General features: G+C 68.9%; 19 protein-coding genes. 5 read left to right on the top strand and 14 right to left on the bottom strand.

The window, feature by feature from the left end:
* Positions 1-163: 163 nt before the first annotated feature.
* The gene (locus DIE22_RS15780) at positions 164-1450 is read left to right on the top strand and encodes an EAL domain-containing protein (protein WP_124496552.1); all 1287 of its coding nucleotides are present in this window, start codon (positions 164-166) and stop codon (positions 1448-1450) included.
* A 76-nt stretch (positions 1451-1526) separates the two neighbouring features.
* Positions 1527-2252, top strand: a complete 726-nt coding sequence (locus DIE22_RS15785; protein ID WP_124496554.1) for a copper homeostasis protein CutC — start codon at positions 1527-1529, stop codon at positions 2250-2252.
* A 104-nt stretch (positions 2253-2356) separates the two neighbouring features.
* Here DIE22_RS15785 and bioB read toward each other — a convergent pair whose 3' ends face one another.
* From bioB to aceK, 9 genes are all read right to left on the bottom strand, one after another.
* On the bottom strand, positions 2357-3376 hold the full coding sequence (gene bioB, locus DIE22_RS15790) for a biotin synthase BioB (protein ID WP_124496556.1): 1020 nt from the start codon (positions 3374-3376) through the stop codon (positions 2357-2359).
* A 36-nt stretch (positions 3377-3412) separates the two neighbouring features.
* Complete coding sequence (gene bioD, locus DIE22_RS15795; protein WP_124496558.1) at positions 3413-4132, bottom strand: dethiobiotin synthase; 720 nt, start codon at positions 4130-4132, stop codon at positions 3413-3415.
* A gap of 181 nt (positions 4133-4313) precedes the next feature.
* Positions 4314-5525: an 8-amino-7-oxononanoate synthase gene (bioF, locus tag DIE22_RS15800; RefSeq protein ID WP_124496560.1), complete on the bottom strand. Its 1212-nt coding sequence runs from the start codon at positions 5523-5525 to the stop codon at positions 4314-4316.
* On the bottom strand, positions 5525-6868 hold the full coding sequence (gene bioA, locus DIE22_RS15805; protein ID WP_124496562.1) for an adenosylmethionine--8-amino-7-oxononanoate transaminase: 1344 nt from the start codon (positions 6866-6868) through the stop codon (positions 5525-5527). Before bioA ends, bioF begins: the two co-directional genes overlap by 1 nt.
* Before the next feature lie 550 nt (positions 6869-7418).
* The gene (locus DIE22_RS15815; RefSeq protein WP_124605472.1) at positions 7419-8678 is read right to left on the bottom strand and encodes a dienelactone hydrolase family protein; all 1260 of its coding nucleotides are present in this window, start codon (positions 8676-8678) and stop codon (positions 7419-7421) included.
* A gap of 107 nt (positions 8679-8785) precedes the next feature.
* The gene (locus tag DIE22_RS15820) at positions 8786-9223 is read right to left on the bottom strand and encodes a YchJ family protein (RefSeq protein WP_124496566.1); all 438 of its coding nucleotides are present in this window, start codon (positions 9221-9223) and stop codon (positions 8786-8788) included.
* Positions 9224-9262: 39 nt separating this feature from the next.
* On the bottom strand, positions 9263-9940 hold the full coding sequence (locus DIE22_RS15825) for an SDR family oxidoreductase (protein ID WP_124496568.1): 678 nt from the start codon (positions 9938-9940) through the stop codon (positions 9263-9265).
* Between the two features lie 143 nt (positions 9941-10083).
* On the bottom strand, positions 10084-10851 hold the full coding sequence (gene can / locus DIE22_RS15830) for a carbonate dehydratase (protein ID WP_124496570.1): 768 nt from the start codon (positions 10849-10851) through the stop codon (positions 10084-10086).
* Between the two features lie 67 nt (positions 10852-10918).
* Positions 10919-12739, bottom strand: coding sequence for a bifunctional isocitrate dehydrogenase kinase/phosphatase (gene aceK / locus DIE22_RS15835; RefSeq protein ID WP_124496572.1), 1821 nt, complete (start codon positions 12737-12739; stop codon positions 10919-10921).
* 341 nt (positions 12740-13080) lie between these two features.
* On the opposite strand from aceK, the gene DIE22_RS15845 reads away from it, so the two are divergent.
* The 3 genes from DIE22_RS15845 to DIE22_RS15855 all read left to right on the top strand — a co-directional run bounded on the left by DIE22_RS15845 (position 13081) and on the right by DIE22_RS15855 (position 16299).
* Complete coding sequence (locus tag DIE22_RS15845) at positions 13081-14157, top strand: MBL fold metallo-hydrolase (protein WP_124605473.1); 1077 nt, start codon at positions 13081-13083, stop codon at positions 14155-14157.
* Positions 14158-14230: 73 nt separating this feature from the next.
* Entirely contained in the window at positions 14231-16015 is a 1785-nt protein-coding gene (locus tag DIE22_RS15850; protein ID WP_124605474.1) for an SWIM zinc finger domain-containing protein, read from the top strand.
* A gap of 29 nt (positions 16016-16044) precedes the next feature.
* The gene (locus DIE22_RS15855) at positions 16045-16299 is read left to right on the top strand and encodes a DUF6429 family protein (RefSeq protein ID WP_185640627.1); all 255 of its coding nucleotides are present in this window, start codon (positions 16045-16047) and stop codon (positions 16297-16299) included.
* Between the two features lie 7 nt (positions 16300-16306).
* Here DIE22_RS15855 and DIE22_RS15860 read toward each other — a convergent pair whose 3' ends face one another.
* From DIE22_RS15860 to DIE22_RS15880, 5 genes are all read right to left on the bottom strand, one after another.
* On the bottom strand, positions 16307-17947 hold the full coding sequence (locus tag DIE22_RS15860) for an ABC-F family ATP-binding cassette domain-containing protein (RefSeq protein WP_124496578.1): 1641 nt from the start codon (positions 17945-17947) through the stop codon (positions 16307-16309).
* A gap of 199 nt (positions 17948-18146) precedes the next feature.
* A complete protein-coding gene (locus DIE22_RS15865; protein ID WP_124496580.1) occupies positions 18147-19742 on the bottom strand; it encodes an ABC transporter substrate-binding protein in 1596 nt (531 codons plus the stop codon).
* A gap of 402 nt (positions 19743-20144) precedes the next feature.
* Positions 20145-20918, bottom strand: coding sequence for an SDR family oxidoreductase (locus DIE22_RS15870; protein ID WP_124496582.1), 774 nt, complete (start codon positions 20916-20918; stop codon positions 20145-20147).
* Positions 20919-20937: 19 nt separating this feature from the next.
* Positions 20938-21579, bottom strand: a complete 642-nt coding sequence (locus DIE22_RS15875; protein ID WP_124496584.1) for a thiol:disulfide interchange protein DsbA/DsbL — start codon at positions 21577-21579, stop codon at positions 20938-20940.
* A 69-nt stretch (positions 21580-21648) separates the two neighbouring features.
* On the bottom strand, positions 21649-22548 hold the full coding sequence (locus DIE22_RS15880; protein ID WP_124605475.1) for an SPOR domain-containing protein: 900 nt from the start codon (positions 22546-22548) through the stop codon (positions 21649-21651).
* Between the last annotated feature and the right edge of the window lie 75 nt (positions 22549-22623).

Below are 22623 nucleotides of genomic sequence, written 5' to 3' on the forward strand. Positions count from 1 at the left end.
GGCGCCGCACGTCTGCGTGGCGCATATATTCAGCGCTTGCACGGAGCTTGCTTGATGCTTGCGTATCGTCCGGCACCGGCCGGGCAACCGAGGATTCGACCATGACATTGCACGCGCCATCCCGAACACCCGCCGCGTTCGGCCGCATCACCAGGAGGGAGCCATGACGATCGTGCAACAGGAGCGTCCGGCTTCCGCGTCGCCGTATCGTTTCGAGCGGGAGATGAGCTCCGGCCTCGAACGCCTGGCGACGCAGCATCGCGACCTGACGCTCACGACCGTGTTCCAGCCGATCTTCAGCCTGTCGCACCAGCGTGCGGTGGGCTACGAGGCGCTGTTGCGCGCGCATGACGCGCTCGACCGCGCGGTGTCGCCGCTCGACGTATTCGGCGAGGCCGCGCGCCAGGGCGAGCTGCTGCAGCTCGACCGGCTCGCGCAGGCGCTGCATCTCGAGAATTTCGCGCTGCTCGGCGCCGAGCGCGAGTGGCTGTTCCTCAACGTGCATCCGGGCGTGCTCACCGATCCGTTCCAGGCCGCCGCGCTGCTCGCGAACCTGAAGCGGATCGGCATGCCGCCGCGTCGCGTCGTGCTCGAAGTGCTCGAACAGCGCGCCGAGGACGTCGAGCGGCTCGCCGACGCCGTGCGCGAGTTCCGCGCGCAGGGTTTCCTGATCGCGCTCGACGATTTCGGCGCCGGTCACTCGAACCTCGAGCGGATCTGGCAGCTGAATCCGGACATCGTGAAGCTCGACCGGATCATGCTGTCCCACGCGGCGCACCGCACGGGGCTCACCGCGATCCTGCACGGGCTCGTCACGCTGCTGCACGAGGCCGGCAAGCTCGTGCTCGTCGAAGGGATCGAGACCGAGCACGACGCGCAGATCGCACTGTCGTGCGAGGCCGATTTCGTGCAGGGCTATTACTTCGGCCGCCCGGCGCCCGGGCTGCCCGACAGCGCGACGGCGACCGGCTGCATCGGCGAGCTGACCGAGCGCTTTCGTCAGCAAACCGAAGCGCGCGAGCGGCGCGACGCGCAGCGGCTCGCGCCGTACCTGCGCGCGTTCGAGCGTGCGGCCGAGCGGGTGGCGGCCGGCGAGCCGCTCGACGAGGTGTGCTGGAACTTCCTCGCGCTCGACGCTGCCGCGCGCTGCTTCCTGCTCGACGCGCGGGGCCGCCAGGCGGGCCGCAACGTCGTGCTGCGCGCGGACCGCGCGCTCGCCGAGGCGCGCTTCTCGCCGCTCGCGGATGCGCAGGGCGCGAACTGGCTGCGCCGGCCGTATTTCCGCACGGCGATCGCCGAGCCGGGACGCGTGCAGGTGACGCGCCCGTACCTGTCGATCAACGAGGCGCAGCCGTGCGTGACGCTGTCGGTGGCCGTGCGCATCGGCGATGCGCAGCACGTGCTGTGCGGCGATATCGACTGGATCGACGAGGAGGCCGACAGCGCATAGCGCGGGCGTCGTGCTGGCGCCCTTCACGCCGCTCGGCTAGGATGCGCGAATTGTCCTGACGATTCGCGAGCCGCCGATGAACCGAACCGCCGCCTCCTCCGTCCTCCTCGAAGTGATCGCCACGACCGTCGGCGACGCGAAGGCCGCCGCCCGCGCGGGCGCCGACCGCCTCGAGCTCGTGACCGCGATCACCGAAGGCGGGCTCACGCCGAGCGTCGGCCTGATCGAGGCCGTCGTGGCCGCCGTGCCGATTCCGGTCAACGTGATCGTGCGGCCGCACAGCCGGTCGTTCGTCTATGACGCCGATGACCTGCGCGTGATCGAACGCGACGTGCGCGCGGCCGTCGCGGCCGGTGCGAACGGCGTCGTGTTCGGTGCGCTCGACGCGCGCGGCGACGTCGATCTCGGCGCGCTGGCCCGCATCGCGTCTGCCGCGGACGGGCGCGCGCTCACGTTCCACCGCGCGTTCGACGTCGCGCGCGATCTGAACGCCGCATTCGACGCGCTGCTGCGCGTGCCGGCCGTCACGTCGGTGCTGACGTCGGGCGGCCATCCGTCGGTGCTCGACGCCGCCGCGACGATCACGCGGCTGGTGCGGCAGGCGGCGGGCTCGACCTGCACGGTGCTGGCCGGCTCGGGGCTCACGATCGACGCGGTCGGCGATTTCGTCCGCGCCACCGGCGTGCGCGCGGTGCATTTCGGCTCGGGCGTGCGGCCGCGCGGCGAGGTGCTGGCGCCGGTCGACGAACAGCGCGTCGAGCGCGTGCGCGCGGCGCTCGACGGTGCCGCGGCGCACGTGTGACGCGCACGCTGCAGCCGCGCGCCGGCGATCGGGTGAAAAAAAGCCGGGGCATGCCCCGGCTCCGGCTGTTTCGTTGGCGGGCGCGGCCCGCCGGTTGATCCCGCTTACGCGTTCTCCGCCAGCGCGTCAGCCTGGCTCGCGCGGATGCCGAGGCGCTCGAACAGCGCGCGGTCGCGCTGCGTCTGCGGGTTGCTCGTCGTCAGCAGCTGGTCGCCGTAGAACATCGAGTTCGCGCCTGCGAGGAAGCACATCGCCTGCATCGCGTCGTCGAGCTGCTCGCGGCCGGCCGACAGGCGCACGACCGCCTTCGGCATCGTGATGCGCGCGACCGCGATCGTGCGCACGAACTCGAACGGGTCGAGCGGCGCGGTGCCTTCGAGCGGCGTGCCTTCGATCGCGACGAGGTTGTTGATCGGCACCGATTCCGGGTACGGGTTCAGGTTCGCGAGCTGCGAGATCAGGCCCGCGCGTTCGCGGCGCGATTCGCCCATCCCGATGATGCCGCCGCAGCACACGTTGATGCCCGCATCGCGCACGCGGTCGAGCGTGTCGAGACGATCCTGGTACGTGCGCGTCGAGATCACCTGGCCGTAGAACTCCGGCGACGTGTCGAGGTTGTGGTTGTAGTAGTCGAGGCCCGCGTCGGCGAGCTGCTGCGCCTGCTCGTCCTCGAGCATGCCGAGCGTCATGCAGGTCTCGAGGCCCAGTTCCTTCACGCCGCGCACCATCTCGGTCAGCGCCGGCATGTGGCGCTCCTTCGGGTTGCGCCATGCGGCGCCCATGCAGAAGCGGCTCGCGCCGTTCGCCTTCGCCGCGCGCGCGGCGTCGAGCACCGTGTCGACGTCCATCAGCTTCTCGGCCTTCAGTCCCGTTTCATGGTGCGACGACTGCGAGCAGTAGCCGCAATCTTCCTCGCAGCCGCCCGTCTTGATCGACAGCAGCGTCGACAACTGCACCGCGTTCGCGTCGAAGTGCTCGCGATGCACCTGCTGTGCGCGGAACATCAGGTCGTTGAACGGCAGCTCGAACAGCGCGACGACGTCGGCGACGCGCCAGCGCTGCGGCGCCGGGGCGGCCACGGGGATCGCGTCGGGTTGCACGGCGGCGGTCTGGGCTTGGGTCATGGTGGTTTTCCTGTCGTGAATGCGGGGATCGGGGCGTCAATGCCGCGCGTGGCGCAGCGTGTCGACGAGCGCGGCGATGTCGAGCATCGCCGCGGCGGATTCGGGGGCGGCCGGGCGCAGGTGCGCGATGCGGCCGAGGAGCGGTGCGCGATGCTCGCGCGCGAGCCAGTCGCGGATCGTCGCGACGTTCTCGTCGGCGTACGACATGGCCGGGTCGACGTGGTTCGCGACCCAGCCGGCGAGCGTGAGGCCGCGCTGGCGAATCGCATCGGCCGTCAGCAGCGCGTGGCTGATGCAGCCGAGCCGCACGCCGACGACGAGCACGACGGGCAGGCCGAGCGCGACCGCAAGGTCGGCCGTGTCCTGCGTGTCGGTGAGCGGCACGCGGAAGCCGCCGACGCCTTCGACGACGACGACGTCCGCGCGCGTCAGCGCTTCGCGGTGGCTCGCGACGATCGTGTCGAGGTCGAGCGTCACGCCTTCCCGCGCGGCGGCGATGTGCGGTGCGGCGGGTGCCTTCAGCAGGAACGGCGTGCGCAGCTCGGGCGGCAGCACGACATTCGCGGCCGCGTCGAGCTGGTCGGCGTCCTCGTTGCGCCAGACGCCGTCGCGTTCATACGCGCCGGCGGCGACGGGCTTCAGCGCGGCCGCGCGCAGGCCGTGCCGCGCGAAGCCGTGCAGCATCGCGGCCGACACGAAGGTCTTGCCGATCTCGGTGTCGGTGCCGGTGACGAAGAGGGACAGGGGCGCATTCATGCTGCCTCCCGCCGGGCCGCCCCAAGGGGCGTAGCGGGGAATTCGCGGAGCATCGCTCCGCGCCCGTGCAGCCGGCCGTGGACGGCCGCCGCCCCCTCGGGGGGCAGCGAACGTGTCGATCCGGAGTAGCGCTTTAGCGCGTACTCCGGTCCCATGCAAAGCAAGTGAGCGTGTGGGGCGTTCATCTCGCGGCCTCGCTGGCTTCGAGCAGGGCAGCTTCGAGTCGCGCGAGATCGTCGAACGAATGCGCGGCCGACAGCGAGATGCGCAGCCGCGACGTGCCGGCCGGCACCGTCGGCGGCCGGATCGCGGGCACCCACAGGCCGTGCGCGTCGAGCGAACGCATGGCGGCGAGCGTCGCGTCGTTGCCGCCGATCACGAGCGGCTGCACGGCCGTGTGCGAGTCGACCGGCTGCCAGCGCGTCAGGCGCAACAGCGCGCGCGTGCGCCCGATCAGCGCGGCGAGGTGCGCGCGCCGCACGTCGCCTTCGTCGCCGCCGATCACCTTCAGGCTTGCCGATACCGCATGCGCGACGGCCGGCGGCGCGGCCGTCGTGAAGATGTAGCTGCGCGCGCGCTGGATCATCCATTCGATCACGGTCTCGTGCGCGATGACGAATGCACCCGCGACGCCGGCAGCCTTGCCGAGCGTGCCGACGTACACGAGGTTCGGCGAGCGCAGCGCGGCGGCCGCGAGCGCGCCGCGGCCCTGCGGGCCGAGCACGCCGAAGCCGTGCGCGTCGTCGACCACGAGCCACGCGCCGTGGCGCTCGGCCAGCGCGACGAGTTCGGCGAGCGGCGCGATGTCGCCGTCCATGCTGAACACGGTATCGCTGACGATCAGTTTCGTGCCGGCGTCGGACGCATCGAGCAGCGCGGCGAGTGCGGCCATGTCCGCATGCGGGTAGACCTGCACGTTCGCGCGCGACAGCCGGATCCCGTCGATCAGCGACGCGTGGTTCAGCGCGTCGGAGAAGATCGTCGCGTGCTTGGCCGTCAGCGCCGTCATCGCGGCGAGGTTCGCCATGTAGCCGGTGCTGAAGTACAGCGCGCGCGGCGCGTCGGAGAAGCCGCCCGCGAAGCCGGCGAGTTCGTCCTCGAGCGTCGCGTGCGCACGCGAATGGCCGCCGAGCAGGTGCGAGCCGCCGCTGCCGGAGCCGTAGCGCCGCGCGCCTTCCGCGAACGCGGCGACGAGCGCAGGATGGGCGGCGAGGCCGAGGTAGTCGTTGCTCGCGAAGCCGACGATGTCGCGGCCGTCGACGCGCATGTGTGCATCGCACGCGGTGTCGGCGGTGCGGCGCACGCGGCGCAGGCCTTGCGCATCGAGCTCGGCGAGGCCGCGCTGCAGCGTGTCGAGCAGCGGCGTGGTGGTTTCCCGCGAAGGTTGCTTCATCACGCCGCCTCCGCAAGCGTCGCGTCGAGCGTGTCGCGCGTGCGTTGCGCGAGCCACGCGATGTCGTCGTCGCTCATCACGTATGGCGGCATCAGGTACACGGTCGTGCCGATCGGGCGCAGCAGCAGTTCGCGTTCGAGCGCGCGCTCGAAGAAGCGCCGCGAGAAGCCGCGCGCCGCGTCGCCGTCGAGCGCGACGTCGAATGCGAACAGCGTGCCGCGCTCGCGCAGGTGACGCACCTGCGGGTGCGCGTCGAGCGGTGCGAGCGCGGCGCGCATCGCGGCCGATTTGCGCGCGTTGCCGGCGAGCACGTCGTCGCGCGCGAACAGGTCGAGCGTCGCGACCGCCGCGCGGCATGCGAGCGGGTTGCCGGTGTACGAATGCGAATGCAGGAAGCCGCGCGTCGTGTCGTCGTCGTAGAACGCCGCGAATACGTCGTCGCGCGTGAGCACGAGCGACAGCGGCAGGTAGCCGCCGCTGATGCCCTTCGACAGGCACAGGAAATCGGGCCAGACGCCGGCCTGCTCGCATGCGAAGAAGGTGCCGGTGCGGCCGCAGCCGACCGCGATCTCGTCGGCGATCAGGTGCACGCCGAATTCGTCGCACAGCGCGCGCAGCCCGCGCACGTACGACGGATCGTGCATCGCCATGCCGGCCGCGCATTGCACGAGCGGCTCGACGATCAGCGCGGCGATCCGGTCCGCGCGTTCGGCGAACAGGCGCCGCACGCCGTCGAGCGCGCGGCCCGCGACGTCGGCGGCCGTCTCGCCCGGCAGCGCGCCGCGCGCATCGGGCGATGCGACCACGTGCGCGTTGCGGATCAGCGGGTCGTACGCGTCCTTGAACAGCGCGACGTCGGTCACGCCGAGCGCGCCGATGGTCTCGCCGTGATAGCTGTTCGCGACGCACACGAATTCGCGCTTGTCCGCGCGGCCGCGGTTGCGCCACGCGTGGAAGCTCATCTTCAGCGCGATCTCGACCGCCGACGCGCCATCCGACGCGAAGAACGCATGGCCGAGCGTGCGCGCGGTGAGCGCATGCAGCCGCTCGGCGAGCTCGATCGCCGGCGCGTGCGTGCAGCCGGCGAGCATCGCGTGCTCGAGCGTGTCGAGCTGGTCCTTCAGCGCCGCGTTGATGTCCGGGTTCGCATGGCCGAACAGGTTCACCCACCACGAGCTGATCGCGTCGAAGTAGCGGCGGCCGTCGCGGTCGTACAGCCACACGCCCGCGCCGCGCGCGACGGGAATGAGCGGCAGGCGCTCGTGGTGCTTCATCTGGGTGCAGGGATGCCAGACCGCGCGCAGGCTGCGCGCGACCCAGTCGTCGGTGGCTGGCGTACTCAAGGCGGCTCCGGGGGGTAAAACGGCGGCGGGCATCGAACGGGATGCCGCGCGGCGACAGACGTAAAACGCGCTGAGATTAGCGTGTTCCGCCGCCCGTTGCACTACCGGTTACAAACGCCGCAAAGCCTTGCCGGACGGGAGTTCGCCGCAGATCCGGGGGGGCTCGGGACGGTACGCGCCAGATGCCCAGAAATGACCGCAGATGACGACGTTCGAGTGACACCCCCCGACAGAAAAAAATCGTCGGCCGAGTGGGCGCGTGCAGGGCAAAAATCGGGGCGGGAAGGAAAAAGGGGCGCGAGACGCGACGCACTGCATGCGGCGGCCGGCGAATGGTGTGCGGAATCGGGGGTGGCCTGGAATCGGGAAAGGCGGGGAAAGGATGGGAAAGGGTCTCGGAGGCGCCGTGGGCGGGGCGCGCTTCGACAGCTCACATGACCCGGTGAACGGGCATGCGAACGCCGCTGCGGGCCGCGCCAGCATCTTGAAAGGGGAGGAGCGAAAGGGGCGCGGCGCGGGAAGCGCCCGCTCGGGCGTCGCGACTCGCGCGTCAGCGCGAAGCCAGCGCGCGTGTATCGGCGTCGCCGTTGTCGGCCGTCTGCGTCGCGTTCGCGTTCCACACGACGCGGTCGTTGACCGCATACAGCCGGCATGCGCCCGCACCCTGCTTCGAGCAGTTGTCGAGCGCGAGCGCCATCGGATCGTCGCCGCCTTCGGCCCACGACCACGCGCCGTCGGCGGACACCGCGAACGCACGGCTCGGATGCTGGCTCAGGAAGCGGCGATAGCCTTCGCGGCCGGCCTCGTCGAGGAACGGCACCGCATCGACCGCATCGATCGACGCGTAGCCGGTCGCATTCGGTTCGTGCGGGTTCGCGACCGCATAGCGCACCGAGGTCGGCAGGTTCAGTTCCGCGAGGAACGCATGCACGGCCGGCCACCACACGGGCACGCCGTCGCGGTCGACGATCAGCCGGTGCGCGTCGTCCTTGTAGCGGCCGAAATCGATGAATTGCGCCTGCGTGCCGTGCGACACGTACGCGTCATGCATCCGCGCGACGAGCGCGGGCGTCCACACCGAATCGTTGTCGCCGTACAGCCACAGCGAGCGCACGGCCGTATGCGCGCCGTACTGGTCGAACGCGTCGACGAGATTGCGCTGCCAGCCGTCGCAGAGGTCCTGGCGCAGCCCGCCGGAGAAGTTGATGATGCCGCGCACGCCGGGCGTCGCTTCGGTGCCGTACGCGACCGACACGAGGCCGCCGTGCGACGTGCCGGCGACGACGATGCGCGACGCATCGATGTACGGCTGGCGCGACATGTAGCGGACCGTCGCGGCGACGTCGGCGGCCTGCGCGAGGCCGTTCTTGCCGACGTTGCAGCCTTCCTGCTGGTACGTGCCGCCCGACCCGGCGAAGCCCTGGCGGTTCGGCGCGATCACCGCATAGCCGCGGCGCACGAATTCGCGCGCGAACGCGAGCGGCCGGCTGCGCGGCTGCTGATGGAGATCGCCGGTGTTCTTGCCGTGGTTGAAGACGACGAGCGGGAACGGGCCGGGGCCGTTCGGCTTGAACAGCGTGGCCTCGAGCATCACGGCGCCCGACGCATCGGCCGGAATGCCGATGATTTGTTCGTTGAGGTTCGCGGCGACCTGCGGGAGGCGCGAATCGCCGTAATCGAAGCGCTCGGCATGGGCGAGCGAGCCGCTGGCCGCGGCTACGCCGGTATTTGCGCCCGGCAGCGTACCGGCCTGAGCGGCCGACAGCGCACAGGCCGCCATCCATCCCACCAATACCTTGCTGAACGCCATTCGTAAGCCCTGCCATGCATCATGACCAATCTGACGGCCATCGTAGCCCGACAAATTCGGGTTGTGCAATGCGGGAATTACCCGGCGTCTGACACAGCAACTATTTGTCAGTGCTCACTTACATCGCCGTCGACATAGCGCCAGAATCCGTGCTCGTCGCGGGCGAAGCGACTCGTCTCGTGAAGGCGGTATGCGCGCCCGCCGACCTTGTAGCGGGCCACGAATTCGACCTCCGCGCGCCGTTCGTCGAGCGGCGCATGGCGTTTGATGACGAGGCCGAGCCAGCGCGGCGCGTCGGGCGCATTCGGGTCGGCATCGAGATCGGCCGGGCAGGTGCGGGCGTCCCAGGTCGCGCGCAGGTAGTCGGTCGCCCCGAGCACGTACGCGCTGTACCGCGAGCGCATCAAGTCGAGCGCGGTCGGCGCGGCTTCGCCGCCGTCGATGAAGCGGCCGCAGCAGGCCGCATAGCGCGGGGCCGGGGCTTTGCCGGCAGGCGCGGGGGACGCGCCGCCGCACGGGCACGCGTCAGGTCGGGTCAAAATCATGCGAATCGTGAATTAACGACGTCCGGTTGTGATGTCGGCTTACCAGCTCAGCTCGACGCCGTCGTACTGGAAGAAACGGCCGTTGGCCTGCGTCATGTCCGCGCCGGCTTCGGCGATCACGCGGCGCATCCCGGTCACGCTGGTTTCCGGATCGATCGCGGCCTGCGCGCCGCCCATGTCGGTGCGCACCCAGCCGGGATGCAGCGAGATGCACGCGGCGTGGCGCGTCTGCAGCGACGCGATGCGCAGCACGTCGTTCAGCGCCGCCTTGCTCGCGCGGTACAGCCAGCCGGTCGTGCCGGTCGCTTCCGCGATGCTGCCCATGCGGCTCGAGACGACCGCCAGCACGCCGCGTGCGTCCTCGACGAGCGGCAGCAGGATCGGCAGCAGCTGCATCGGCCCGCGCACGTTCGTATGCATTACCGCGTCGAAATCCTCGGCGCCGATCGTTTCGACCCCTTCGGTGCGCGGCCCGTACACGCCCGACACGAGCACGGCCGCGTCGAGCCGTTCGCCATCGAGCTTCCAGCCGAGCGCCGCGATCTGCTCGGGCCGCGCGATGTCGAGGGCGTGCGCGTGCGCGCCGAGTTCGCGCAGCGCGGCAAGCGATGCGTCGTCGCGCGCGGTCGCGATCACGTTCCAGCCGTCGCGCCGGTATTGCCGGACGAATTCGCGTCCGAGGCCGCGCGATGCGCCGACGATCAGTACGGTTTTCATGTTCGCCGCTCCTTTGCGTTGCACCGCCGTCACGGCAGTGTCGGTGTCAGATCAGTTCGATGCCCGTCGCGGCAAGGTCCATGATGCGTCGTCAGCCGGATGACGCGCGGCGCGCGTGCGCGCCGCGCCGGCGTGGCTGCCGGTTACTTCGCGTCGCCGCACGGCTTCAGCGTGTCGGCGACTGCCTGCGCGACGCCGTCGAGCTGCGCGGCATCCGCCGCGACCATGTCGTTGTCGGGCGCATGCTGGCCGCGCGCGGTGAGTGCCGCGACGCAGCGCTTGTGGGTTTCGTCGAGCGCGTCGAAGCGCGACACGGCCATCCCGAGGTTGCGCATCCGCCCGTCGTGCACACCGTACACGAGCCCGTGCACGGTGAGCGGCTGGCCGCGCGCCCACGCGTCGTTGACGATCGTCGTGCGGCACACGTTGACGACCTGCTCGATCGCGTTCAGCTCGATCAGGCGGCGATAGCGCGCTTCGCCGACCGGCCATTCGTCGAGCAGCGCCGCGTGGCGTTCGCGCACGTCCTGCACGTGATGCAGCCAGTTGTCCGCGAGGCCGACGCGGCGGTTGTGCAGCGCCGCGTTCACGCCCGAGCAGCCGTAATGGCCGACGACCATGATGTGCTTGACGCGCAGGATGTCGACCGCGAACTGGATCACCGACAGGCAGTTGAGGTCGCTGTGCACGACGACGTTCGCGATGTTACGGTGCACGAACACTTCGCCCGGCGGCAGGCCGATGATCTGGTTCGCGGGCACGCGCGAATCCGAGCAGCCGATCCACAGATATTCCGGCGCCTGCTGGTCGGCGAGACGCGCGAAGAAATCGGGATCGTCGGCGAGCTGGCGCTTGACCCAGGCGTCGTTGTTGTCGAACAGGTGTGAAAGCGGATTGTCTGGGGTATTCATCGGTATGGATTCCGTTGGCGGAAAGCGGGTCGATAACGGGTTCGAGTCGATTGGATCCGGTCGTGCGTCAGGCGGCGCGCTGCGCGTCGCCCGCGCCGTCGCCGGCGTCCGGCGTCGCGTCGAAGCGCGCGGGGTAGCGCACGCTGAAACGCAGCGACACGTCGTACGGGAAAAAATCGGGCAACTCGCCCTGCAGCAGCTTGTCCTTGCTGGCCTGCCACAGCGCGGGTTCGAAAAAGTCCGCGTGATGCTTCATGAAGACCGTCCGCACGCGCGGATCGCCGAGCAGGAACGGTCCGTAGGTTTCCGGAAAGATGTCGTGCGGGCCGACGGTATACCACGGTTCGCCCGACAGCTCGTCTTCCTCGTTGCGCGGCGGCGGCACGCGCCGCACGTTGCAGTCGGTCAGGTACTCGATCTCGTCGTAGTCGTAGAACACGACGCGGCCGTGGCGCGTGACGCCGAAGTTCTTGTACAGCATGTCGCCCGGGAAGATGTTCGCCTTCATCAGCTCCTTCACCGCGTTGCCGTACTCCTTCACGCCGTGCTCGACGTCCGCGTCGGTGCCGTTCTGCAGGTACAGGTTGAGCGGCGTCATCCGGCGCTCGATGTACAGGTGCTTGATCACGAGGTTGCCGTCCTCGTATTCGAGCAGCGACGGCACTTCCTTCTCCAGCTCGCGCACGAGCGCATGGTCGAGCCGCGACAGCGGCAGCGCGACGCTCGAATACTCGAGCGTGTCGGCCATCCGCCCGAGACGGTCGTGGCGCTTCACGAGCTGGTACTTCTCCATGATCTGCGCGCGCGTCGTTTCCTTCGGCGGCGGGAACTGATCCTTGATGATCTTGAACACGTACGGGAACGACGGCAGCGTGAACACGAGCATCACGAGGCCCTTGATCCCGGGCGCGATGATGAAGCGGTCGCTCGAATGCGACAGATGATGCAGCAGGTCGCGGTAGAACAGGTTCTTGCCCTGCTTCTGCAGGCCGACCGACGTGTAGATCTCGGCCTTCGGCTTGCCCGGCATGATCGTGCAGAGGAAATCCACGTATGCGGACGGCACGCCCATGTCGACGAGGAAGTACGAGTGCGAGAAGCTGAAGATGATCTGCAGCAGGTCGCGGCGCAGCAGCACGGTGTCGAGCGCGAGCAGGCCCGGGCGCACGTGGCGGATCGGCACCGCGAACGGCAGCAGGCGATCGGCGTTGATGATGCGGCCGACGATGTACGCGCTCTTGTTGCGGAAGAACAGCGAGGACAGCACGTGGATCTGGAAATTCGGCGCCGCGTCGAACTGGCCGAATTCGTCGGTGATCGCCTGCATCACGCAGCCGATGTCGCGCGTGAGGTCCTCGAACGGCGGCTCGAGCTGGAAGTTCGTGACGATGCGCTCGAGCGTGGCCGCGAGCCCGTCGGTGCCCGGGTAGTACGCGCGATAGGTCGGCTTCGCGGCCGGCTCGTCGTTCTCGAGGTATTCGGTCGAGATCGCGGGCCGCACGAAGATGAAATCGTTGCTGAAGTACGAGCGGTGCAGGATCTTGCAGCACACCGAATTGAAGAACGTTTCCGCGCACTCGGGCTGGCGGTGCGACGTGAGCAGGCCGATGTAGTGCAGCTTGATCTGCTGCCACACCTCGTCGTCGATGTTCTCCGCGTCGTATTCGTCTTCCAGCACCTCGACGCATTCCTGTACACGATCGTCGTACGACGTGATCCGCTCGCGCGCCAGCCGCTGCAGGCCGTGCCAGTCGGTGCGCTCGTATAGCGTCTTCGCGTCGACGGCGGCTTCCCGGAAGATCCGGTAGTGGCGGTCGAAGTATTCGAGCATCGTCTGCGCGACGTCGAAACCGATCTGCGACGACAGCAGTTTGGGGAAGTGATTCATCGCGTGCAGGCTCGTTCGAGAGGGACGGTAAGCACTCGCCATTTTAGCGCCCAAGTCGGCATTTCAATGACTTTCGGGGGCCGGCGCCGGGCGCGGTCAATGCGCGGGTTGTTCGCCGTTGCATGCCGTTCGGTGCATCTTCGCGTAAAGATGCGGGTACGGAACGGATTCTGACACGAACTTTTTTTGCCCGGCTGGCGCCCGCCGGGCACGCGTTTCGCGCGACGGCGATAGAATCGACGCGATGCCCGCCGCGGCCTGCCGCCCGCGCGCGCCTGCACCTGCATTCGCACCTGCATTTGTGCCCGCATTTGCACCGATAACGACGAGACACCCCACCGATGAACGCACTGGAACACCAACTCGACTATCCCTTCGCCGACACGCTGCCCGCCGCGGGCGACACGTTCGAGGTCGCGCCCGGCGTGCGCTGGCTGCGCATGCCGCTGCCGTTTTCGCTCGATCACATCAACCTCTGGCTGCTGCGCGACGAGATCGACGGGCAGGCCGGCTGGACGATCGTCGACTGCGGGATCTCGTCGGACGCGATCCGTACGCACTGGGAACAGATCTTCGACCGGCATCTCGACGGGCTGCCGGTGCTGCGCGTGCTCGTCACGCACTGCCATCCCGATCACTTCGGCCTCGCGAACTGGCTGTGCGAAGGTGGCGACCAAGGCCGCTGGAACGTGCGGCTGTGGATGACGCTCGGCGAATACATGTTCGGCTGCCTGATGGCGGCCGGCAACGGCTCGAACGCCGGCGGCGCGGCCGCGGCCGATCACTTCGCGCGCCACGGCCTGACCGATCCGGCCGCGCTCGACAAGCTGCGCGGCCGCCGCAGCTACTACTCGGATCTCGTGCCGGCCGTGCCGCCGCGCTACCGGCGCCTGCGCGAAGGCGACGCGGTGAAGATCGGCGCACGCACGTGGCGCGTCGTCACCGGCTACGGCCATTCGCCTGAACATTGCGCGCTCCACAGCGAAGCGGACGGCGTGCTGATTTCCGGCGACATGGTGCTGCCGCGCATCTCGACGAATGTATCCGTGTTCGATCTCGAACCGGAAGCCAACCCGCTCGCGCTGTACCTGGAATCGCTCGGCCGCTACGAGACGATGGCGCCCGACACGCTCGTGCTGCCGTCGCACGGCAAACCGTTCCGCGGCGTGCGCACGCGCATCGCGCAACTGCGCGCGCACCACGATGCGCGGCTCGACGAAGTGCGCGTCGCGTGCGCGGAAAAGCCGGCCAGCGCGGCCGACATCGTGCCGATCATGTTCCGCCGCCGCGAACTCGACATCCACCAGATGACGTTCGCGCTTGGCGAGGCGCTCGCCCACCTGAACCTGCTGTGGCTGGCGGGCGAGCTCGTGCGCGAGCAGGGCGACGACGGCGTGATTCGCTACGCGCGCGCGTGATCGTGCCCATCGCGGTAGGCGCGCCGCAACGTCGCCGTCGCTTTCGTTTCAATCGCCATACGCTCCACGATCCATGCCACGCAACGTCAGCTTCGCCGACCTCATCACGCTTGCGGCCGTCCGCACGCTGGCCGACCCGAAATCCTTCGAGCGCGGTCGCACGTACTATCGCGACGGCGCGGTTTCGCGGCTGACCGAGCGCGACCGCGAACTGTCGGCGACCGTGCGAGGCACGTATCGCTATCACGTCGAATTCGCAATCGGCGGCGACGATACGCTGCACTATGCATGCAATTGCCCGGTCGGCGACGATGGCGCGTTCTGCAAGCACGCGGTGGCGGTCGCGCTGTCGTGGCTGGAGAACAGCGGCGACGAGGTTTTTCACGACGAAGAAAGCGAGCCGGTGCGGTCGCGGCGCAAGCGCAAGACGCACGCGGAGCTGATTCGCGACCATCTGGAGACGCTCGACGAACACGCGTTGCGCCGCTGGCTGCTGGACGCAGCCGAGCGCGACCGATCGTTGCGCGACAGGCTGCTGTTCGATGCACGCGCGGCGCGGGCCGACGACATCACGAACCTGCGCGCCGCCGTCCGGCAAATGGCCCGCGTGTCGCGGCCGCTCGGCTGGGACGAGGCGCACGTGTTCGGAGAACAGCTGTTCGAGCTTGCCGACACGCTGCGGCGGCGGCTGGCCGGTCCCCACGCCGCGCAGGTCGCCGAACTGGCCGAACTCGCGATTGCCGACGCCGAAGCGAGTCTCGAGCAGATCGACGACTCGGACGGTAGCGTTGCACCCGGAATCGGCGAATTGGCCGCTCTGCATCTCGATGCATGCCTCCGGACACGGCCGGATCCGGTGAAGCTGGCGGACCGACTGTTTCGCCTGCAAGCCGCCGGCCAGTGGGACACGTTCCGCGATGTCCTGCCGGCCTACGCGGCGGTGCTGGGCGACGCGGGATTGGGCCGCTATCGGGAACGCGTCGAGGAAAGTTGGGCCGTGCTGCCCGCGCGACCACTGAACGAGCGCGACGGATACGCGCATGACGTGGTGCGTCACAATCTCGAGCATGCGATGGAATCGCTCGCGAAACACGACGGCGACGTCGACGCGCTGATTCGCATCTGGTCGACGGATCTGTCGGCGTCGTACCGGTACGCGCAGATCGCGGAACTGTGCGCGGAGCACGGGCGCTTCGACGAAGGTTTGGCGTGGGCCGAACGCGGGATGCGTGACATGAACGATCGGCACGACGACCGTCTGTTGGGCTTCTGTATCGACGAGCATGTGCGCCGGCGCGATTACGATCGGGCGGACGAACTTGCGTGGCGGCGCTTTGCGTACCATCCGACGGTGGAAGCATTCCGTGCGTTGATGAAGGTCGCGAAGGCGACGAAGCGATACGATGCCGTGAGAGAGCGGGCGATCGGGCATCTGCTGTCTCTCGCGCGAAAGCGGGAAGGGCCGGCGCAGCCTGGCGGGGCCGCGCGGCATTGGGAACCGTCGCCGCGCACGGAGCTCGTGAAGCTGCTGCTCGCGGAGAAGAACGACGCCGCGGCGTGGGATGCGTTTCTCGGCGGACCGATCGAGGCGGGCGTCTGGCCCACGCTGGCGGCGGCGCGCGCGAAGACGCATCCGGAGGACGCGATCGCGCTCTATCGCCGGTATCTGCCGTTCGCGCTCGACCATGGCGCGGGCAACGCGCGGTACGATGAGGCATTCAACGTCGTGCGTGATATTCGCGCGCTGCGAGCCGCGCATCGTCAGCACGCGGCATTCGACGTGGAACTCGAAGAGATTCGCAAGACATACCGCGCGAAGCGCAACTTCATCAAGCTGCTCGCGAAGCTGGACGCGTAGCCCGGCCGCTGCGACGGGAGGAGATGGAAATGGATATCGATCTACCGGCCGTCGACGACGCCGTGCTCGCGCTCCTTTATCTGACGTTGCACGACGGTAATCGGGCGTGGAAAAGTTTCGATTGGGATACGCTGAATCGACTGCATGAGCGCGGGTTGATCGGCAATCCGATCAACAAGGCGAAAGCCGTCATCCTGACCGATGACGGCTTGCGGGAATCGGAGCGGCTCTTCGCGCGGCTTTTCGTCGATTCGGGCGGCACGCGGACGAGCGAGCGACCGTGACCTTCACTCACGCGACGGGTTCGTAACGCCACCCGTCGCGCTGCCATTGCATCGTGTGGGTCGGTTCGAGCGCCGCGAGAAACGCGGTGTCGTGCGATGCGGCCACGATCGCGCCGGGGAAGCCGGCCAGCGCGGCTTCGATCGCGCGCACCGATTCGAGATCGAGGTGATTGGTCGGCTCGTCGAGCAACAGCAGTTGCGCGGGCGTGCCGCGCCACAGCGCGCACGCGAGCGCCGCCTTCAGCCGCTCGCCGCCGCTCAGGCGCTGCACCGGCTGCGTCGCGCGTGCGGCATCGAGCTGCAGCAGCGCGAGCCGGCTGCGCAGCTCGCCTTCGGCGAGCGGCGTATCGAGAAGGCCCAACTGCTCGACGATCGAGCGCTCGGGGTCGAGCAGCGCGAGCCGCTGGTCGAGATACGCGGCGCTCACATGCGTCGTGCACGCACCCGAGCGCGGCGCGAGTTCGCCGGCGAGCAGGCGCAGCAGCGTCGATTTTCCGCAGCCGTTCGGGCCCGTCAGCGCGATGCGCACGGGGCCGCTGGCCGACCACGTGATCGCGTCCGCGTGCCCCGCGGTGCGCCACGGCAACTGCGCGCGCTCGAGCGTGAACAGCTGGCGGCGGGCGCTGACCTCGGTGCCCGGCAGCGACACGAGCACGGGCGCGTCGGCTTCGACGCGCGCGGCCGCTTCCTGCACGTACGCGTCGAGCGTCGCCTTGAATTCGCCCTGATGACGGCGGACCGTTCCCATGATGCCGCGCGCCGCTCCCTTGCGGCTCTGGCGCGCCATCGACGACAGGTTGACCGTCTTCGCATCGCGCAGCGAGCCGGCCGCGTGGCGCTGGATCGTGTCGTGCTCCTGTTCGAGCCGGCGCCGCACGCGCCCGCGCTCGGTGCGCGCATGCTCGAGCGCGGCCTGCGCGGCGTCCTGTTCCGCGTCGCGCTGCGCGCGGTACAGCGCGTAGTTGCCGCCATACGCGCGCACGCCATGCGGCGTCAGTTCGACGATGCGCTGCACGTGCGCGAGCAACGCGCGGTCATGGCTGACGATGACGACGCCGCCGCGCCAGCCGTCGAGCGCCGCGCGCAGCCAAGCGCGGCCCGGCGCATCGAGATGGTTGGTCGGTTCGTCGAGCACCAGCAGGCCGGCCTCCGACAGCAACGCACCGATCAGCGCGACGCGCGCCAGCTGGCCGCCGCTCAAAGCATGCGCCGGCGTGTCGGCGCGCACGTCGTGCAGGCCGGCGGTGTCGAGCGCCGCGCGCAGCCGCTCGGCCAGGTCCCAGCGATCGCCGATCAAGTCGAAATCGTGCGCGTGCGCACGGCCGTCCGCCAGGCGCGCCAGGGCCGCGAGCGGCGCATCGAGCGCGGCGATGTCCGCGACGGTCCGCGTGCCGGACGGTGCGCCGTCGTGCTGCTGCGCGACATAGACGACGGGCGTGTGCCGGTCGATCGTGCCCGCGCCTGGCGTACGCCGGCCCGCGATCAGTTGCGCGAGCAGGCTCTTGCCGACGCCGTTGCGGCCGACGATGCCGGTCGGCGTGCGATCGATGGACAGGTCGAGCGAATCGAACAGCGTGACGCCGTCGTCGAAGCGGAAGGAAACGTGATGAAGCGCGACGAGCGCGCCGGTCGGCGTGGCAGCAGCCATAAGCACCTCCAAAAATGCGTGAATCACTTCGCGCGCGGCGTGCGTCGCACGGCGGCGAAAACATTTCGGGAAGGCTTAGTTGTTCACTTTGGCTGGCGTCCGGTATGAGGAATGAGCGCGCAGTGTAGCAAGCGTGGCGCGCGGGCCGCAAGCGACGGTCGGACGTACCGTCGCTTGCGCGCCACGCGCGCGAGTCGCGTTACTGCACGGACACCGCCGTGAAGCTCTGGCGGCCGAACGGGCTGACGCGATAGCCGCTCACGTTCGCGCGCGTGAGCGCGGCCGCGGTCGGGTAGCCGAGCGGAATCCACAGCGCCTGGTCGTGGATGATCTTCTGCGCCGATTCGTACAGCTTCGCGCGCTTGCCCTGGTCGGCGGTCGACTTGCCGTCGGCGATCAGCTTGTCGAGCTGCGCGTCGCAGAAGCGCGCGAAGTTGATGCCCGACTTCACCGCGTTGCAGCTGAACAGCGGCGACAGGTAGTTGTCCGGATCGCCGTTGTCGCCGGCCCAGCCCATGAACAGCATGTCATGCTGGCCGAGCTTCGCCTGCTTGATCAGCTCGCCCCATTCGATCACCTTCACCTCGGCCTTCACGCCGATCTTCGCGAGGTCGGCCTGCAGCAGTTCCGCGCCGGCCTTCGGGTTCGGGTTCAGCACGCTGCCGGTCGGGCGCGTCCAGATCGTCGTCGAGAAGCCGTTCGGGAAGCCGGCCTGCGCGAGCAGCTGCTTCGCCTTCGCAGGATCGTACGCATACGGCGCGACGTCCTTCGCGTAGCTCCACGTGTTCGGCGGATACGGGTTGTTCGCGGCCGTCGCGGTGTTGTCGAACACGACCTTCAGGTAGGTCGCGCGGTCGAACGCGAGGTTCAGCGCCTCGCGCACCTTGTCGTTGTCGAGCGGCTTCTTCTGCGTGTTCAGCGCGACGAACGCGGTCATGAACGCGGGCGTCTGCACGACCTTCAGCGCGCCTTCGCCCTTCGCGGCAAGCACGTCCTGCGGCTTCGGCGACAGCGCGATCTGGCATTCGCCGGCCTTCACCTTCTGCATGCGCACCGACGGGTCGGGCGTGATCGCGTAGATCAGCCGGTCGACCTTCGGCTTCGTGCCCCAGTAGGTCGGGTTCACGTCGTAGCGGATCAGCGCGTCCTTCGTGTAGCTCTTCAGCACGAACGGGCCGGTGCCGATCGGCTTCGCGTTCAGGTCGGCCTGCTTGCCGGCCTTCAGCAGCTGGTCCGCGTATTCGGCCGAATAGATCGATGCGAAGCCCATCGTCAGGATCGGCACGAACGTCGCGTTCGGCTCGTTCAGCACGAACTTCACCGTGTTGTCGTCGACCTTCGTGACCGATTTCACGAGCTTCACGAGGCCCATCGACTGCGCGTGCGGAAAGCCGCTCGCGCCGGCCACCTTGTGCCACGGGTTCGCATCGTCGAGCATCCGCGTGAACGTGAACACGACGTCGTCCGCGTTCAGCGGGCGGCCCGGCTTGAAGGTGTCGGTAGTCTGGAACGCGATGTTCGGGCGCAGGTGGAACGTGTACGTGAGGCCGTCGGCGCTTGCCTCCCATTTGTCGGCGAGCGCGGGCACGACCTTCTTCGCGGCTTCGTCGTACGACACCAGCGTGTTGAAGATCACGTCGGCCGATGCGTTGGTCGTGACGAGCGAGTTGTACTGCACGACGTCGAAGCCGTCCGGGCTCGATTCCGTGCAGACGGTGAGCGGCTTGGCGGCGACGAGGCCGGGAGCGGCGAGGGCAGCGGCGAGCGCAGCCGCGGCGAACAGCTTGACGTGCATAGGTTCTCCCACGTGACTTGTGATTTTTGCCGGGTGTCGGAATGCGGGCACGGCCCGGTAGCGGGCGGGCCGGCGCGGCTGGCGAACAGCATACCGTCAAAGCGTGCGGCGCGTGAAAAAAGGCGCCGGAACGCGGTGAATTGAGCGACAAACGGCTGCGTTTGCGACGGAATGCGTGTTGGGGCGGCGGTGCGCGGGGGCGGGGGGCGGGAGGCGACGGGGGGGCGGACGGTCGCGAAGGCGGCGGGCGGCGACGAAGATCGGCGGGCGCGGCGGACCCGGCAGGGCAGCCGCAGCAGCGGCGCGCGGCGAGCGGTGCGGCTTGAACGCGGAAAACCGCGCGGCTGCGACGCCGATGAAGCGCCGACCCGGCGCGCATGGCGCGCCGGATACGCGATGAGCTCAGTGCGCGCCGGCCTTCGGCTTGCGCGGCGCCTTCTCGAACAGGCGGTCGTAGAGCCAGCGCGGCAGCACGTGCAGCACCTTCGCGACGACGCCCATCTGCCACGGAATCACGCGGAACGCGTGCTGACGCGCGATCGCACGCGCGGCGTGGGCCGCGAAGCGATCGGCGTCCATCAGGAACGGCATCCGGTACGGGTTGTGCGCGGTCATCGGCGTGCGGATATAGCCGGGCGCGATCGTCACGACGCCGACGCCGGCCGGGCGCAGCTCGACGCGCAGTGCCTCGAGATACTTGATCGCGGCCGATTTCGACGCGCTGTACGCGCCGGAGCCGGGCAGCCCGCGCACGCCGGCGACGCTCGCGACGCCGACCAGCGTGCCGTGACGCGCGGCCGTCATCGGGCCGACGAACGGCTCGAACGTCGCGACCATCCCGTAGTAATTGATGTCCATCACGTTGCGGAACGTGGCGAGGTCGCCCTGGCCCGTGACGGCGCCCTGGCTGATGCCTGCGTTCGCGATCACGACGTCGGGGCAGCCGTGCGCGGCGATGAACGACGCGGCGGCCGTCGCGAGCGCATCGGCGTCGCGCACGTCGGCGCAATAGACGGAAACGGACAGCTTGGGAAAGCGCCGCGCGAACGCATCGAGGGCATCGGTGCGGCGCGCGACGAGGGCGAGCGTGGCGCCCTGGCGGGCGTATTCCTCGGCCATCGCGAGGCCGAGGCCGCTCGACGCGCCGGTGATGAAGACCTTCAACGGAGTAGTCATGCCGGCGCGCGGGCGGGGATCAGAGCTTCTTCTCCTGAACCTGCTTCACGAGATAGTCGAGCACCTGCGCAGTGCCCGGAATGCTGTTCGTGTAAGCCGGGCCCGTCTTGTACTTGCCCTGGACGACGACCGTCGGCACGCCGTCGATCGCGTAGTTCTTCAGCAACTCGGCCGACTGCTTGACCTGGCCCTGCACGCTGAACGAGTTGTACGCGTCCGTGAACTGCTTCTTGTCGACGCCTTGCGTCGCCAGGAAGTCGGCCTGCGCCTGCGGCGTCAGCAGGTAGTTTTTCTGCTTGTGGATCGCGTTGAAGATCGCCGGCGTGACCTTCTCCGAGATGCCGAGCGCCGACACCGCGTAGAACAGCCGCGAGTGCGGGATGAAATCGTCGCGGAACGCGACCGGCACGCGCTTGAAGTCGATGTTGTTGCCCTGCTTCTTCACCCAGGCCTCGACGGTCGGCTCGAATTCGTAGCAGTGCGGGCAGCCGTACCAGAAGAACTCGATGACCTCGACCTTGCCGGCCGGTGCGGACACCGGCTGCGGCGACTTCATCACCTCGAAGTCCTTGCCGGACACCGGTGCGGCAGGCGACGCCTGGGCGAAGCCGGCGGCGGCCAGGCCCAGGGACAGAAGGAGCGTGCTAAGCAGTTTTTTCATGTTGTAGACGTCGAATCAGTTGCTCGGGTTACGAAACGTAACGGGTTCTGCGTGGGCGCGGCCGGTTGCTTACTGCTTCGTGAAACGGATCACCGCCGTGTCGACACCTGCATCGGACAGGCGCTGACGGGCCGAGTTCATATCCTCGAATTTCGAGAACGGGCCGACGCGCACGCGGAAATAGGTCACGCCGCTGACATCGCGCTTCGACACCTTCGACTCGAAGCCCTGGAAGCCCAGCCGCGCGCGCTGCTGCTCGGCGTCGCCTTCCGTCTTGTACGCGCCGACCTGCAGGAAGTAGCCGGTGTTCGCGTCGTTCGCGGTCGGCGGCTTCGCAGCCGCGGCGGACGTCGCGGACGGTGTCGGCTTCGGCGTGTTCGCGGCCAGTTGCTGCTGCTGTTTCTGCGCGGCAGCCTGCTGCGCCTGCTTCTGCGCGGCGAAGCGCGCGAGGTCGTCCTCGCCGCCTTGTTGCCGCTGTTGCTGCGCCTGTTGCGTCTTCTTCGGCGGCGGCGTGTTGTCGGCCGGCTTCGGCGCGACGGCGACGCCGTTGCCCGAGGACGCATTGTTCGATGCGGTGGTGTTGCTCGAGCCGCTGGCGCTGCTGGAGCCGTTCGAATTGCCTGACGGCGGCACCTCGACGATCTGCGGTTCGGGCAGCAGGCCGCCCTGGGTCTGGTTCGCGGCCTGGCCGGGCGCGGTGTTGGGCGGCGCGGGCTGCGCGGCCTGCGGCACCGGCTGGCCGGGCGTCTTGCCCTGCAGCGCGCGGTTCGGGTCGAACTGCTGCGGCTGGCTCGCGCCGTTGTCGGCCGGCGGCGGCGTGACCTTCGACACGAACGGCGACGGCGAACGCGTGATGTAGAGCGCCACCACCACCGCGATCGCGAGGCCGACGATCAGGCCCAGCACGATTCCAAGAAATGTCCCTCCGGCTTGTTTCGATTGCTTCGAAGTTCGGCGTGGTTGTGCCATTGCTTGAGTCACCTGCAAAAAGAATCGTGAAAAGGCTGCGGCGGGCACCCGAAGGCAGGCGCTCCTGCCGTGGCC

The sequence above is a fragment of the Burkholderia sp. Bp9142 genome, assembly GCF_003853415.1.
GTDB lineage: Bacteria > Pseudomonadota > Gammaproteobacteria > Burkholderiales > Burkholderiaceae > Burkholderia.